13 protein-coding genes and 5 pseudogenes are annotated in these 14890 nt (G+C 33.5%); 7 read left to right on the forward strand and 11 right to left on the reverse strand.

Going from position 1 to position 14890, the window contains the following annotated elements; genetic code table 11:
* Together LB100_RS05205 and LB100_RS05210 are read right to left on the reverse strand one after the other, a co-directional pair.
* A partial coding sequence (locus LB100_RS05205) for a DUF4815 domain-containing protein (RefSeq protein ID WP_456201639.1) occupies positions 1-333 on the reverse strand: 333 nt, incomplete at its 3' end.
* A gap of 6 nt (positions 334-339) precedes the next feature.
* Entirely contained in the window at positions 340-1023 is a 684-nt protein-coding gene (locus tag LB100_RS05210) for a hypothetical protein (RefSeq protein WP_456201640.1), read from the reverse strand.
* Positions 1024-1163: 140 nt separating this feature from the next.
* Here LB100_RS05210 and LB100_RS05215 point away from each other — a divergent pair, with 140 nt between their 5' ends.
* Together LB100_RS05215 and LB100_RS05220 are read left to right on the forward strand one after the other, a co-directional pair.
* Complete coding sequence (locus LB100_RS05215) at positions 1164-2375, forward strand: hypothetical protein (protein WP_007301877.1); 1212 nt, start codon at positions 1164-1166, stop codon at positions 2373-2375.
* Positions 2317-3453 carry a hypothetical protein gene (locus LB100_RS05220; protein ID WP_456201641.1) on the forward strand — a complete coding sequence of 379 codons (1137 nt, stop codon included), beginning with the start codon at positions 2317-2319 and terminating at the stop codon, positions 3451-3453. Before LB100_RS05215 ends, LB100_RS05220 begins: the two co-directional genes overlap by 59 nt.
* Positions 3454-3459: 6 nt before the next feature.
* Here LB100_RS05220 and LB100_RS05225 read toward each other — a convergent pair whose 3' ends face one another.
* From LB100_RS05225 to LB100_RS05250, 6 genes and pseudogenes are all read right to left on the reverse strand, one after another.
* Positions 3460-5208 carry an AAA family ATPase gene (locus LB100_RS05225; RefSeq protein ID WP_012482040.1) on the reverse strand — a complete coding sequence of 583 codons (1749 nt, stop codon included), beginning with the start codon at positions 5206-5208 and terminating at the stop codon, positions 3460-3462.
* A 42-nt stretch (positions 5209-5250) separates the two neighbouring features.
* Positions 5251-5750, reverse strand: a pseudogene (locus LB100_RS05230) (hypothetical protein).
* Positions 5751-5789: 39 nt separating this feature from the next.
* The gene (locus LB100_RS05235) at positions 5790-6596 is read right to left on the reverse strand and encodes an AAA family ATPase (RefSeq protein WP_141457089.1); all 807 of its coding nucleotides are present in this window, start codon (positions 6594-6596) and stop codon (positions 5790-5792) included.
* A gap of 16 nt (positions 6597-6612) precedes the next feature.
* On the reverse strand, positions 6613-7437 hold the full coding sequence (locus LB100_RS05240) for an ATP-binding protein (RefSeq protein ID WP_012482039.1): 825 nt from the start codon (positions 7435-7437) through the stop codon (positions 6613-6615).
* Positions 7438-7497: 60 nt separating this feature from the next.
* Positions 7498-8022, reverse strand: a complete 525-nt coding sequence (locus LB100_RS05245) for a sigma-70 family RNA polymerase sigma factor (RefSeq protein ID WP_007301868.1) — start codon at positions 8020-8022, stop codon at positions 7498-7500.
* Positions 8023-9441: 1419 nt separating this feature from the next.
* Positions 9442-10274, reverse strand: a protein-coding gene (locus LB100_RS05250; RefSeq protein WP_456200940.1) for an IS5 family transposase whose coding sequence is annotated in 2 segments (ribosomal slippage) — positions 9442-9905 and positions 9905-10274 — 834 coding nt in all. Because the reading frame shifts where the segments join, the coding sequence is not laid out codon by codon here.
* A 67-nt stretch (positions 10275-10341) separates the two neighbouring features.
* Here LB100_RS05250 and LB100_RS05255 point away from each other — a divergent pair.
* From LB100_RS05255 to LB100_RS05275, 5 genes and pseudogenes are all read left to right on the forward strand, one after another.
* A pseudogene (locus LB100_RS05255) lies at positions 10342-10734 on the forward strand (hypothetical protein); the annotation flags it as partial.
* A 62-nt stretch (positions 10735-10796) separates the two neighbouring features.
* Positions 10797-10928, forward strand: a complete 132-nt coding sequence (locus LB100_RS05260; protein ID WP_255521118.1) for a hypothetical protein — start codon at positions 10797-10799, stop codon at positions 10926-10928.
* Positions 10929-11183: 255 nt separating this feature from the next.
* Positions 11184-12155 carry a reverse transcriptase N-terminal domain-containing protein gene (locus LB100_RS05265; protein WP_456201642.1) on the forward strand — a complete coding sequence of 324 codons (972 nt, stop codon included), beginning with the start codon at positions 11184-11186 and terminating at the stop codon, positions 12153-12155.
* Between the two features lie 8 nt (positions 12156-12163).
* Positions 12164-12937 (forward strand): group II intron maturase-specific domain-containing protein, encoded by a 774-nt coding sequence (locus tag LB100_RS05270; protein ID WP_456201643.1) that lies wholly within the window; start codon positions 12164-12166, stop codon positions 12935-12937.
* A 285-nt stretch (positions 12938-13222) separates the two neighbouring features.
* A pseudogene (locus LB100_RS05275) lies at positions 13223-13604 on the forward strand (IS4-like element ISWosp8 family transposase); the annotation flags it as partial.
* Positions 13605-13683: 79 nt separating this feature from the next.
* Here the strand turns inward: LB100_RS05275 and LB100_RS05280 are convergent.
* From LB100_RS05280 to LB100_RS05290, 3 genes and pseudogenes are all read right to left on the reverse strand, one after another.
* Positions 13684-14094 carry a WD_0033/WD_0034 family tandem repeat-containing protein gene (locus LB100_RS05280; RefSeq protein ID WP_456201644.1) on the reverse strand — a complete coding sequence of 137 codons (411 nt, stop codon included), beginning with the start codon at positions 14092-14094 and terminating at the stop codon, positions 13684-13686.
* Positions 14095-14136: 42 nt separating this feature from the next.
* Positions 14137-14274, reverse strand: a pseudogene (locus LB100_RS05285) (WD_0033/WD_0034 family tandem repeat-containing protein); the annotation flags it as partial.
* A gap of 310 nt (positions 14275-14584) precedes the next feature.
* A pseudogene (locus LB100_RS05290) lies at positions 14585-14890 on the reverse strand (hypothetical protein); the annotation flags it as partial.

Here is a 14890-nt window from a genome sequence, read left to right on the forward strand (position 1 = left end):
AAAAAAATGGTCTAGACAAATGGGTGCATTATAAACTGTGGTACTCAGTGGAATAACAAACTCTTCTTTTTCGACTTTTCTAACTGCTCCACGCAGATAGATTTTTCCTCCTTCAAGCGTAACTTTACCAGTTTCTCTATCTATAATACAATTACTTCCTGTTACAACATCACCACCACGAAATATTGCATCTCCTATGCCTTTAAGCTTAGAAAGAGCATACTCCTGAGTTTCATTTAATTCTGCAGACTGTAAACCTCTTCCTGCCAGGAACAAGCTTTTTTCGTATTCTTTGTCAGGATTAAAACGGTTATAATAGGCGTTTAAAGTCATTTTGTTTCAAAAAGTTACAACAAATGAAAAAGTTTCCCGAGTTGCAGATGTTCTGATAAGTGGTACGGTATGTTCCAAAACCAATAAAATCCCATGGTCTTCTATATCTTGAGGTTCAAAATATCTCTGTCCTTCAGGTAATTCTTTTTTTACTTTAGTACCAACCATAACCCCTAGCTCTCTGATCACTCGATTTGCTGCATCCGTGAAATCGAAAGTGAATTTGAGAAAAAGATTATTGGTTGGTACATCAGAAGGCCTAAACCTTCCAGAAGGAGTTATAAGTTCGCCGTTTTCATCACCTGTGCAGAATAGCACTTCATCTGCAGTACGTCTGCCAAGTTCATTCAAGAGCTTTATAGAATTTATAGGTTCAGGTGGTGTGCTTTGAATGTACTCTATGGTAACTTTATCACTTACTGGAATAGAGCTATTTTCCGTACGTTTAATTACACCAGTACTGCTATCAACTGTATAGTCAACACTTGGCTGATGCATTATTTGTCCTGTAACAACCTTCACATCTTTAACAGGTTGATGATCAAGTTTTATTTCACCCTTAACGAAAGTTTTTTCTACTTTATGGCTACTTCCAGAGCTTCCATCACCACTTCCCCAAGCAAGATGGATAGATTGCTTTTTTATGCTGGCTGCTATTGCTGCTCTGCCTGATTGTGTAAGAATTGACATTATCTGTTTTCAACCCTCCTATTATATATAATCGCTTTTTCTCTTCAATTTGTTCAATTTTTTTTTATTATTTTTTTATGGTAGTATTGACGCAACTGTTTAATATACTACAGTTGTCATAATATTTTTTCTTTTGGATAATGATTGCCAATCAAGAATTCTGGGAAGATGATCTTGAAGTTCCTGCTACTGAGTTACTATTGAGTTTTCAAAATCCTGATTTGTGCAAAAGTTGGATTAACTCTCTTAATAATAAGCAATTAAATGTTATTCTTAAACAACACTTCAATTATCAACAGCATTTGTTTGATAATAGTCCTTATTATGACTATAGGTCAGTTCAGCAAAAGCGTAAATTCCTTATCGACAGCAACCTTGATTATTTACCTAATTATTATTTAATCAGCTACTTTAGCCGTTTGAAGTCTGATTCAGCCATAATTGAGATAGCAAAGCCTATATTGAGTGGCGATGTAAAATATGATAAAAAATCTATACTATTTACTCTCTTTCTTATTGACCATAACTTGCTGAAGCACGTCTTTCTTTTTAATAAAGTTCAAAAAAGAAGTTTTTCATCATTTATTTTAAATAATCCTCCAAGACAAAGACAGAGCTCATTTAAAGATTTTTTGTCGAAAGAGGTACTGCGAGAGATATTAACTCAACATGATTCTCTAGCAAATGACAACTTTGAAAGTAAGTTCAAAGGTTTTTTTTACTACCAAGACCGCATTTACTTATTTATACGTCGTGCTAGTGATTCAGACCTGGTACTTAGCTCAAACCAAGTAATACACGGTTACAAACCTGACTGGATTATTCTTGACTTCTCTTTAAATAGCAATCAGGTAAATTTGTGTACTAAAAACCTCAAACGTGGCTTAGAAATAGCAAACAGCATTGCCAGTCGATATTTTCAACGTGAATGCTCATTTATTAATCTACGTAATCAGAATAAAGTTGCCCAAGTGCGTACATTCTTGACTGACTGTGTACATGAATTAATAAAAGACATCAAATTAATTGAATTAAAGTTTACGTCACCTGAACCAAGCACTTATTTTACATTAAACACAAATTCCATAGAAAAGTGGTTAAAGGTGTTAGAGCCTTCAATTGGCAGTATAATCTACAATATTAGTCTTGTTCAACATATAAAGGTGATATTTAGAAACAAAAAAGTTACTCTATCTTTTCATGCCAATACAGACTATATAGCGATCAATTATTCAGAACACGTACTTGATAAAAAAGAACGTGAAGATTTTAAGTTAATGTTTTCCAATACTTATGGACTTACCATTCTGTCAAAAGCAAAATCCAACTTTCTACAGGCAAATAGTTACTAATCTGCTACGGTGGAGTGACTCTTATGATACACCTAGCAGAGATTATTTAGAAGTTGCACAATACCTGTCAAGTCTTGGGTTTGTAAATTTAAGAGAATATTACTTTATAATCTGTGCTAATGATGAAGATGAGTTTGATTTTCATGTAATAAATCCTTTCTGCAACAATAGATTAGAAATTGTCAGCGATTATGATGAAGATTATGATAACCCAATAATGTGTGACCTCTGTGAACGTGATATTTTACCTGATACTTATAAAAAACAGCGTTACTTTTCTTTAGAGGTAAAAGTTAATCATTTGAAAGTTATAGAATGGTTTGAAAAGCAATTAGCAAGTTTAAAGATTACTTGTAATAAAGTAGCAACCGGAGTTTATTATGTTATTGTTGACACAAGCCTTATCAGCTTAATTATTCCCGAATGCTGTCCTGATAACTCATACTCTGCTGTGGATAAGTTAAAAACCACCCCTACTGCTTTAATAACTTTTAATAAGGAGAGTCTTAAGCCACCACTGAATCTACACATTGTTCCTATAGCAGATCTAATTTGCGAAGATCAAAGTTTAAATGAAGTATTGCATCAAACAGTAGAAAAAGGAGTACCAGAATTATTACCTAATGTTTCTTTTCAGGCATTCAATTGCTATTCTTACATTCCATTGCAACAGACTAAGTCTACTCCAGCAGAAAAGACTTTTCAGCTCCATATTAAAGGCAATGACATTTGTGTTAATGGTATAGGAGTTATCGAAACACAGTCAAAGTCTGGAAGAATATTTTTTGTTTTCTTAGATCAATTTTTTCATGACTTTAAAAGTGGAATTTCTCCAGAGCAATACAAAACTTTAAACGTTGGAGAAATTGCAAATCGCTTAGAAAACATTCACGATGTTGAACAACAAATTCGCAAACCAATAAATAGAATGCAAAAAACTATAGCAGAGAAATTGGCTATAACTTTAGGTTTAAATGTCAAAAAAGACGATATTATTCAAACTCTGCCATGGTCAGGGATAGGTACTAAGGAATATGGCTACAGGCTTAATCCTTTTACTATTGTTCTTAAAAAATGAGTGTTATTAAATATCTCTCCTCGTTAAATGCTCAGCCACTTTCATAACTTTTACGCGCTCTGGTATTTCTTTTTCATAGAATTTAATATAACCTGAAGCAACTAATGCGTTAACATATCTACGAATGGAATGACAACTCTTCAAACCAAATGTATCTTCAAATAAATAGCAAAATTGGCTTTTAGTATAAAATTTTCCCTTAGCTGCTCTCTCATTAATTAACCGTAAAATGATGTCATAACTTTTTTTTCGACGTTGTTTTACAGTTGGTTTTTCTGATACAGTTTGCCAACTGTCATTTACTTTTTCGATCTGCATAGGTAAAATAGATTTACCATTTCTAAGTTCAAATATCAATTGACGAGTATTTTGTTCTCCGTTTGGCTTGATCATCATTATCCCTGAAGTATAAAAACTTCTTAAAGCCGATGCTCCGCTAAAGTTTTGAAATGGTTCCTCTACTAATGACTTTTTCGATACCTTGTTAGTATTGTGCGTTAAAATGATTCCACAACTAGGGTTTGTTATAGACCTCAATTTTTCAACTCTATCTTTTAAAAAACAAAACATCGAGCTATTACTATTTTCTCCTTTATATTGATTGAAATCAAAAACACCACGTAGTGTATCTATAGCAATGATATCAACTGTTTTAACGTCTAGTCTCTCTGCTATAATATCTTTTACTTCTTCTACTCCTTGAGAATTCAAAAGTAAGCTTGTTTTTGGTGTAATAATTAAATTTTTTGATATTAATTCTAGAGATTTATCATCAAATTTCAATTGTTGTAGCCGTTCCTTAATGTAGGGATATTCAAGATCAGTTTGAAGATAAAAGATCTTTAATGGTCTAATTGGAACCATACTCAAAAACGGTAGTCCCGCTGACAGATGTGCTAACCAAGAAAGCAGTAGATCAGTCTTGCCAACCTTTGGAGCTCCTCCAAGTAGTAAAAGTCCTCCAGGAGTAAGAATTCTCGGTAAAATTATATCCTCTGGTGATGGAGATTTATCATTTAGATAATGACTAGCAGGAAATGCTTTTTTCTCAGATAATACACTTAAACTTTCACGGTTCTCAGATGATATACCTAAACTTTCAGGATTCTCACAGGACATACCTAAATTGTCTAGTTCCACTGCTACTTTTTTAACATATTGTTCATCTTTTTCCGGCCAAATTATTATATGCTTATCTGTTAGCATAGACCAATCCGTTTTCTCAATATCATCATCTATTGCAGTTGTTGCTGTAAAACCTCTCTTTATTAAACTATCAGCACGGTTTTCACCTTTAACTATAATCACTTCATCAGACTTAATAATACCGGGAATGTTATATAATGGCTTCAGACCATTCCTAGAGGTTCTTAGATTCCATATATGTCTATAATTGTTTTTATACAAATAAACATAAGCTATAGCCTCATTATTTTTATCAAGGTAGCTATATTTTGCTATTATACGCTCACTAAGCCACTTGGTTATAAGGCTGGTAATCTCAGAAAAATCAGTTTTATTGGTTATTATGCTCCAGAGTTCAATAATATCTCCGTTAGTTTTCTTATCACAGTTATACCAAGTGCCAGTTTGCTTACCTTCTGCCACTACCATCAAGTGGTCTTTATTAATATTTCCAGAATAGAACCCATAACCAAATTTACCACCAGGCAATAAGTAAGACAGACACTCTTTAATATTGTGAGCCAATAACATTTTTATCTCTTGTCTTGATTCAGTAATGCAAAACTCCATGTAACCTCCGATTAATTTACTATAAAAATAGTTGCAATTTATTTAGAATGGTATCCAATCAGCGTCTGAATTTTTCTCTTGTTCAGGAGTAATGACCGTAGCAATTCTGTTCCTATCTCCATAGGTATTATTAGCCTCAATGCCTACTTTTGCTGTGAACTCCAGGCCGTTTAAATCTGCAATTGAGTTGATTTTTCGCGCAAGAACTGCTTTTTCTGATGTGTCATTTGTATGAATATTACGAGCTGACTCTAAAATACTGCGAATCATAGAACGTCCAGATTCTCCCCAAGTATCTTCTTTACCTTCTGATTTGCCACTTTTAATACCAATTATTTGTAAATCTTACATTTTGCGTATGGACCTTCAATGACGGTAAATTCAGCGTTTAAATAGATGCTGCCAGTATCATAGCTTTTAGTGAACCAATTTTCGTAACCACCAGGCTTAATTGCCATTTTTACCTTGACTATTGTACCTTTAGGTATTAAACTACTCTGTAGTTTCGCATTATTGAAATCAGTTAAAAAATCTTGCAGCATAAGTTGCCCCCTATATATCAATTGATTTTTAAAAAAAGCTCAGTTATTCCATTGATCAAGAAGCTGCCAGCTACCGTTGATCTTATCGATAAGTTTATTTGGCACACGTTCACCATTGCGTAGCTCAAATACTATTTGACGTCTGGTACTTTCCTCATCATAAGCAACCATCACCATGCCAGTAGTGTAAAATCCCCTGAGAGATCCAGCACCACTTAAGCCCTGAAATGGATCTTCTTCGAGCATTTTCTTGGATAATTTTTTCGTGTGATGCGTTAATATTATTCCAGCATTTGGGTTAATAGCATTACGTAGTTTTTCAAGAGTTTTTTGCAGAAAGAATAGCATAGCGCTATTATCGTTTTCATTGCCATACTCACTACTAAAGATGTTGCGCAGAGGGTCCACTGCCAAAATATCAGGCTTAAAGCGTTCCTTCGCAATTTCTTTTATGTAATTTATTTCTTCATGGCAAAATGATAAATGCACTTTTGGCGTAATTATTAGGTTATTAGCAGCTATTGCCAAAAGTTCTGGATCAAGTTGAAGACATTGCAAACGTTCCTTCATATATTCGTATTCAATTTCAGTTTGCATGTAGAAGATTTTCAAAGGTCTACTTGGAGTCATACCAAGAAAAGAAACACCTGCAGCCATATGGACAAGCCAAGAGATCAAAAAGTCACTTTTACCTATTTTAGGAGGGCCACCTAGAACCAATAAACTTCTCTGAGTTAAAATTCTTGGTGAGACGATGTCTTTCGGTATAGGTGATTGGTCATTCAAATATTCTTTCATACTGAAAAAGGGAATCTTTTGACCAGTAGTTAAAAAGTCTTGTAACATATGTAACCTCCAAAAGTTAGTTGTGTGGCATAAATTGAGTAGAAGTAGAAAAGGTTTTAGTTTTGATTTTTGTAAGTAATTTACCTAAATGCGGCTCTTCAACCATATCAAGGCAACCACTACGATCTTTAGCAGGATATCCCCAAGAATTAATAGTATGGCAAACAAAGGAACGTACCTCTGTACCATCATCCTTCTTGATGCTTACCATGCTAATTACTTCATCAACAATACCAGGTATTTCACTGGCAGTTTTAGCTCCTTCGCATTGTGGTAGCCAAGTTGGGCGATTGAAGTCATCTAAATATTGACCTAACGTACCAACTGTAATGATATCTTTATTGGGAATATGTTGAAACTGATTGAGCCAAGCCATCATTTCTTGAGCAAGTAACCCGTATGCAGCTCTCATGTCTTGTTTGCCATTTCTGTCAGAGAAAGCTTCTGGTTGCATTTTTGCCCATAAAAGACATAACCGCGAGGCTACTGTAATACTGTCGATAAAAATACAGCTATATTTAGAGAATTCTAGATCTTTGTACTTACTGAATACATGCTCATAGTGTCTTTGACTATATGCTGAATCAGATTTTAATGCAGGATTAGGTCCACCAATTAGGCAGGCAATATCGCGAGCTTGATTCCAGGTACGAATACTTATAGAATCCCCTTGCCAATCTTGAACAGCAAGTAGCCCAGCTTCAAAATCAAGACAAAGTGTCGGTTCATTCAAAGTTTTAAGCAGACTGGTCTTACCAATTCCATATGGTCCGAAGATTACTATCTTCACACCTGTTACCATTTTTACTCTTTGTTCACTATTTATTATTTTTAAAGTCATAGTTTTATTACCCCTTCATAATATGTAATCGCAAAATGACGACGATTTGTTCAAAAATTTTCATAAATATATTTTGAGATGAGCAAGTTTAGCGCGTATTTGTTCTCTAATGTCATAGATGGTTGTTCTAGATATTCCATGTATTTCTGCGATTTCAGAGATACTATGAGATTCAAGCTGATAACAAATGTCCTGCCAGAGCTTTGGTAGTTTTGAAATTGCTTCGTTTATATCAACACTAGCTGCTACTTTATCTGCAAAATTACTATTTTCATCAATAACATCATCCAAGTCAGTAATATCAACAAATGCTACGCCTGCTTTACTACCACGTTTAGCACAGGATTGTTTGCGTAGAAGGCTTATTGCATGGTTTTTTATGACACTATGAATAAATGCATTTCTACCACTTTCTTCACCATTATACTGGCTTAAATCAGACCAAGTTTCACATAAGAGCTGCTGCTTTATATCTTCAATATCAGAATTAACACAGCATTTATAAGATTTAATTTGTCTAGCACGTTTTCGTATTTGTTTAATGATTGAAGGATCAATACCAGGATATTTATTTTTAGATTGCATATAGCACTCCATGAAAGATTGAAAGGAATAAGGATGAAGGGTTTTAACCTCACTTTGTACGGCATGGGAAAAATTCGTTCCCCCATATGAAAAAATAAAACTATTGATATTCTGGCCTTTTTTCTTGAAGCATCCCCCATGTGAAAAATTTGTTCAGACATGGTTCGGTGAAAAGAAGAAAAATAGGTTGATCCAATAAGATTTCTACTAAAGAATTAAAGATTTTATAAAACTTTTTTAACCCTATAAAGAAAGGTGAATTTTTTTGTCAGGCTTGTAAGAAATTTCTTTACAAACAACAAGCGTTATTGCATAGAGGTGGTATAATTCATTACAGAATCGTCTTGAAACGCAATTGAAGGTCATTTTATTTTTTTCTAAGCATTTGTTTAACCGCTTCTTTCTGGAGCATCTAAAATTCATAGTCCTCTATAATAATTATACCGGATTAGTCACAACTTTTTCCGGAAATTTTTCAAAAAAAGTTTAAATAATTTTAAAATTGGTTCGATAAAGCTCATCAAAAAGACAAAAATGATTAGGCCTTTTAAATCTACTAAAGACTTTGATTTTAAAACTCAGCATGTTTATCCTTCCACTGTTTGTTAGGTTTTTTATGTTCTTTCAAGTTAATTCAGCTTTAAAAAAAATTTCTTTATAACTAAAATAAAACATGATAAAGTTAGGTAGGAATCTTTTGCGAAGTTAAAATGTAGTGTTAATTGCCTTTTAATCGGTTTTAATGTGGTTTATAAGCGTTCTTTAGTTCAAGGTAGATAATTGACCTTAAAGTCGTAGAATCTTTTAAAAACGCTATTGTCAGTCATTTGTTCTTTTTTATTCAATTTAAATATCTTAGTAATATTTTTGTAGTCTTTTTACTTTCATTAACATTTTATACTGTTTGTAATTTACTATTATTTATATTTATTATTACTTTTATTTATTACTCATATATATTATATAATAATATAAGGGTTTTAGGAACGTAGAATCAGCCATAATGGCCAACTTTAGAGGGGTGCTTTCTAGGAACACTTTTAGGAATAGAGAGTATAAAGTTTAGGTTTCTAGAGGTATTTTTCATTCCTTAATTTCTGATTACTGATTCAGTAACGCAGGAATAGGAACATAATTCAATTATTAGTGGTATGATTTTTTATATATTCTATCAACTTCTAGTTGAAGTTATAATATATAATGTATTCCAATGCTTGTAATAAAAAAATAGGGTAAACCCTCAGATGCTTGAAGAGCTTACCCGTAATTTTATCTACAACTAATTTTGTTATTGGAAAGACAAATAGAACATATTATGAATTTGCTTAAACTCTTCAATTATAGTCAAAAAGGGCTGTTTCTAATTTGTCTTGTTAGCAATGAGATTTGGTATAAGAGGTTGTCCGGAAACTAGTAAATTCAAGCATATTTCCTCTTTAACATAACCCTACTCATAGCTAGGTATATGAAATTCTCAGTGGATGTTGTGAGTAAATCATACTCCTTCGATAGCCTTCTATTCCTATTAATCCAAGCAAAAGTCCTTTCTACAACCCATCTTCTTGGCTGTACTTTAAACCCTTGTTCTCTTGTTGGTAGTAGCTCAGGTGGCGTATCTTTGTGCACCCAAAATCTACATGGAGGCCTTTTAACAATTTCAATATCTATGTCATATTCTTCCTTTATGTGATTCTTTAAATTTCTTCCTTGGTATCCCATGTCAGCCCACATTTTTTTAACTTTAGTATATTTTGTTCTCATATTGTTTAATGCTATTTTAATACCATCTCTATCATTTTCGTTAGCAGCGCCTACATAACAACCTATTATAAAACCCTGAGTGTCTGTAATTATATGCCTTTTTCTACCCTTTACTTTTTTACTTCCATCATAGCCTTTGATCCCCCTTTTTCTGTAGTCTTTACAGATTGACTATCTACTATACAGGCACTCGGCTGCTCATTCCTTTCTATTTTTCTTCTACTATATTTTGTAATTTCATAATTCATTTTCTCAAAAATTCTCTGCTTCTTCCATTGCCTGAACTGCTCATACACAGTCTTCCATAGCGGAAAATCATTTGGTAAATATCGCCATTGACACCCTGTACGCAATACATAGAAAACTGCTTCTAATATTTCTCTTTTGCTATACTTTGGCGGCCTTCCTCCCTTCTTGTATGATACTCTGAAGTGTTTTTCTATTCTTGCCCATTCCCTTTCGCTTAGGTCTGTTGGATACTTTTTTCTCATCTTTACCCCTTACTTAAATTTCAGATGTTATAGCCTTTTACTAGTTTCCGGACAACCTCTAAGCGAAAGCGAAAAGTTGAGCTGGTTTAAAAGTGAAGTGGTAGAGGCAAAAAACGTAAATGAATTGCACAAAACTATAGACCAAGTACTAGCCTCTGGAGCAAGAATAAATGCATATAACGATGGGGAATGGAGCATTGCAGAGTATGTAGTATTGGGTACACATTTTCATAAATTTGATAAGACTGATCGAAAAAAGATAATGCGTAAATTAATGCTAAGTGGTGCAGATTTTCATGATACTTTATTGCAGAATAAACTAATAGGTGAAATCTATAATGAGCTACAGCCAGAAGTTCAGCCACAGATAGATGAGAGACTAGAAGAACTAGAGAAAGCTGGCGAAAATGCTATGCAAGAAGGAGAATTAATAGATGTTGAGATAGATAATACAACATCGGTGCGACCCGAAGTTGCGATTTTGTGATGGTTAGATTCCATCTTCCCTAGACATCAGGGATAATGTATGTCTCACATTTTAAAGAATGGCAACCTTTAGGATGCAAGCATGAGATAAAAGCAGGTAATGCTAAACCTTATAGCAAACTCCTGCAAACAGAGTTAGATATGGTTACGAGAGAAACTTATGATTGAATTGTCGTTATATTGAATATGCGAAATTAAGGTTGTTTTACGCATAGACCAAAATGGTATGAAGCATACGAGGAATTAAAGTTAGATGTCTTTGATTATAGATGTTCTCAGCTTCCGGTAAAAAGTAAGAACCTAAGTCTAACACGAAACAAAATCGTGAAACGGGATAACCATATAGGTGCTCTTATATTCATTTGAATGTAAGTAGGCAGCCAGCCATAAGCACTTACATTGGAGGGATTGTCCAAGAAGCTAATGCCCAAAGTAATATTTGGGATATGCAGACGTGGACACTATAATTTGGAGGGTAAAGTTGTGAATAGTAGTAAATATGTTATAGACCAACAATTTGTTAGGTATGAATGGAATACAATTCCTTGGCGTAAAGTTGAGAAATTTGTATTTAAGCTACAAAAGCGAATTTACCAAGCTGCAATATGTAATGATAAGAAGAAGGTACATAAACTTCAAAGATTATTACTCAATTCAATAAGTGCAAAACTACTTGCTGTCAGAAAAGTAACTCAAGATAACAGAGGGAAGAAAACTGCAGGTATTGATGGAAAAGCAAATCTTAATCATAAAGAAAGATTGCAATTAGCATATTCTTTAAATGTTAGAGAAAAAGCGAAACCATCAAAACGTGTTTGGATTCCAAAACCTGGAAAACCAATAGAATATCGCCCTCTTGGTATACTTACTATCTCAGATAGGGCAAAAGAAACACTTATGAAAATGGCACTAGAGCCAGAGTGGGAGGTAGGATTTGAACCGAACATGTATGGTTTTAGACCTGGTAGGTCATGTCATGATGCTATTGAAGCCATATTTAATTCACTGAATTGGAAAACAGCGTACTGTTTAGATGCTGATATTTCTGGATGTTTTGATAATATTAATCAAAATGCTCTGTTGGAAAAACTTAACACTACACCAACCTTTAGAAGAATTATAAAAGGATGGTTAAGAGCTGGAGTAATGGAAAACAGAAAATTTGAATCCACAAAACGTGGTACAATTCAAGGAGGGACGATCTCACCGTTACTTGCTTGTGTTGCATTAAATGGATTAGAACAATATATCAAAGAAACGTTATGGAGTGAACTTCTTCAATATAGGAAGATGAAATGTGGTGTTGCAAGCAGTAGAGAAGCAAAAAGCTCATTAAGTGTAATTTTCTACGCAGATGACTTTACATCATACATGAGAGTAAGGAAATCATTCTGAAGGCAAAAATGATAGTTGAAGAATGGCTCAAAACCATTGGACTAGAATTGAAACCTTCAAAAACAAAGATTTCTCATACTCAAAATGGAGAAAAGCCAGGATTTAATTTTCTTGGTTTCTCAATAAGGCATTACTCTACGAAAAATAATAAGAGGGGTTATAAATTATTAGTCAAACCAAGTCGTGAATCCAGAAAACAGCATACACTCACTATAAAACATAAGATTAGAGGATTAAGAGGATCAACACAAGAAACAGTAATAAGACAGCTTAACCCAATTACTAGAGGGTGGAGCAAATATTATTCTTCGGTTGTGTCAAACAAGACCTTTAGGTTTATTGACAGTGTAATGTTTAGAAACATCTGGAAGTGGGCAGTCTACAGGCACCCAACCAAAGGAAAATACTGGATTAAAAATAAATACTTTAAAAAGTATAAAAACGATAATTGGCGATTTATGACAAATAACAAAGTTCTTCTTATTAAGCACGGAGATCATGCTATTAAAAGGCATGTCAAAGTGAAAGGAACCAAGTCTCTATATGATGGCGATTGGGTTTATTGGGGTAATCGTTTAAGGAAGATACCAGATAAACTACCAAGAGTAATAAAATTGTTGAAGTTACAACAAGGTAAATGTGGTCATTGTCAACTTTGGTTTAAAAATGATGATATCTTAGAAACACATCATATTGACCGAAACAGACGTAATAATATGAAAAAGAATTTATCCTTGTTACATGGACATTGTCACGATGAATTACATAGAAAGTGTGCATGACAAGCACCAAATTATAGAGGAGCCGTATGAGGCGAAAGTCTCACGTACGGTTCTGAAGTCGAGTGGGGAGAGGCGACTTTTCCCACTTAGATAACTTTACTTAAATTTAGATATTTACTGACTGTCCTTACTATAAATGCTAGAATAATAAGCTATTGATATTCTACATTTTTATCTTTTATCCATCGTAGATAGCGATGCAACAAAGCCCAATAGCGTCAACTTAAGAAAAGATGTTAAGGAGTAAAATACTGTAAAAAATAGGACCTTTGGTTTCTATTTTATTTCAATAAAGAAGATACCAGTAAAGCTTATCTATTAAGGTGTCACATAGAGGAGTGCTATAAACGACTCAAAGTAGAAGCAGAATTAGAGAATTTTTCTGGGATAAATTTAGAAACAAGAATTTTGTGCAAACTTGGTCATGTGCAATACTTCATATGTGTGATGCACAAGAGCCTTGGAACCCAGATCAAATTGCTGAGTATCGTTTAAATTTTTCAGTTTTATTTGGTGTAATGAGACAGAAACTTTATCAGGTGCTTATTAGCACCAAAAAACTTTCAAGCCCTTTTTAAAATACGCACTAAAGTTAACGTGAAGATTGTATAGCCGCAATAAAGTAGATAAGCCTAAACGCCATCATGCCTTTAGGAGAGCTTGCTAATTTATTCTCTTAAGTTAACGCCATTGCCTGAACAGATACATAAAAAAGTAGTACTTGCAAGAAAGAGTTACTTAAGAAATTAATTAACTTTGCTATTTTCTCTAACATACCTAGAAGAAATAGATACATTATCTAATGCAGTCCTAATACTAGCATTGTTCTCATTAACAACTATAGCTAGCTCACAAGCATTCAAAGTATATCTACCATATGGAAACAGTACAGTACTTACTTCAGTAAATGCATCTTGTAGCATGGTACTATTTTGAACTCGTATTAAAATAGAATTGATACATTCGTTATTGCCTTTATATATAGCAAAGTTAAGTGGCGTTAAAGTATACGCTATAATACTTAAATACTGTACAATATTTCTAGAAGCAAGAATATCTTGTAATATACCATTTTCCTGGGCTTTTGTTAAAATAACATTAATATACCTTCCCTTATTATGATGTATGGCAAAGCCAAGCGATGTTAAGGTGTACATCAAACCATTTTGATAGTTTATAATATTTGCAGTAGTAAGAATATCTTGTAGTATACCATTGTTTTGAGCTTGTTCTAAAATAGAATTAACACATTCATCATTGTCTCTATGTATAGCTAGGCTAAGCAGTGTTAAAGTGCGTCCTCCATCTGTTGGAAATCCTGTAGTATATCCAGTGATATAGAACTTTTAGTAAATCATTTCTTGAAGCTGCTTTCAAGATATTACTGATGCTCCTTCCATTCCATATGGATCTTTTTAGCTGAAAATACAAATCTTTTTGTTTTCGTGTTAAATTTTGATGATTTAGCATATTTTTGTAACCTCGCTTTAAAGTCAGTGTAGTTTAATTATTAAAACTAATGTGTCAATATACACTAGAGTGATGCTAAAGAATTTTTGTAGAGTTATATATATAGGTAATTTCACAAAACTATACGTCTGCGCGAATGAACGTAAGCGTGAAGGAAGGGCAAAGAATAAGGAATAATCAAAAAGTTCTGCTATTTTCTTGCAGTCTTACACGCTTGGGAGAAATAGATACATCATCTAATGCACTCCTAGCATTTCTTTTATTAATCGCTGCAGTTGGTTGAAAAGTAGCATAGATGTATTGCGGTATATCATTAATTTGTACTATAATAGAATTAATACATTCAATATTACCTTTATGTATAGCAAAGCCAAGTGGTGTTAAGTTGTACGTCTGACGAGTTGGAGATATTACAGCATTGTGATTAGCAAGAATATCTTGCAATATACCACTATTTTTAGCATGAGTTAAAATCGAATTAAT

Source organism: Wolbachia endosymbiont of Protocalliphora sialia (genome assembly GCF_053891855.1).

What these genes read in the sequence shown, in the direction of transcription:
- LB100_RS05210 (WP_456201640.1), bottom strand. Translation starts at nt 1,023, where the DNA reads ATGTCAATTCTTACACAATCAGGCAGAGCAGCAATAGCAGCCAGCATA.
- LB100_RS05215 (WP_007301877.1), top strand. Translation starts at nt 1,164, where the DNA reads ATGATTGCCAATCAAGAATTCTGGGAAGATGATCTTGAAGTTCCTGCT.
- LB100_RS05220 (WP_456201641.1), top strand. Translation starts at nt 2,317, where the DNA reads ATGGACTTACCATTCTGTCAAAAGCAAAATCCAACTTTCTACAGGCAA.
- LB100_RS05225 (WP_012482040.1), bottom strand. Translation starts at nt 5,208, where the DNA reads ATGGAGTTTTGCATTACTGAATCAAGACAAGAGATAAAAATGTTATTG.
- LB100_RS05235 (WP_141457089.1), bottom strand. Translation starts at nt 6,596, where the DNA reads ATGTTACAAGACTTTTTAACTACTGGTCAAAAGATTCCCTTTTTCAGT.
- LB100_RS05240 (WP_012482039.1), bottom strand. Translation starts at nt 7,437, where the DNA reads ATGACTTTAAAAATAATAAATAGTGAACAAAGAGTAAAAATGGTAACA.
- LB100_RS05245 (WP_007301868.1), bottom strand. Translation starts at nt 8,022, where the DNA reads ATGCAATCTAAAAATAAATATCCTGGTATTGATCCTTCAATCATTAAA.
- LB100_RS05260 (WP_255521118.1), top strand. Translation starts at nt 10,797, where the DNA reads ATGTATGTCTCACATTTTAAAGAATGGCAACCTTTAGGATGCAAGCAT.
- LB100_RS05265 (WP_456201642.1), top strand. Translation starts at nt 11,184, where the DNA reads ATGCCCAAAGTAATATTTGGGATATGCAGACGTGGACACTATAATTTG.
- LB100_RS05270 (WP_456201643.1), top strand. Translation starts at nt 12,164, where the DNA reads ATGATAGTTGAAGAATGGCTCAAAACCATTGGACTAGAATTGAAACCT.
- LB100_RS05280 (WP_456201644.1), bottom strand. Translation starts at nt 14,094, where the DNA reads ATGTACACCTTAACATCGCTTGGCTTTGCCATACATCATAATAAGGGA.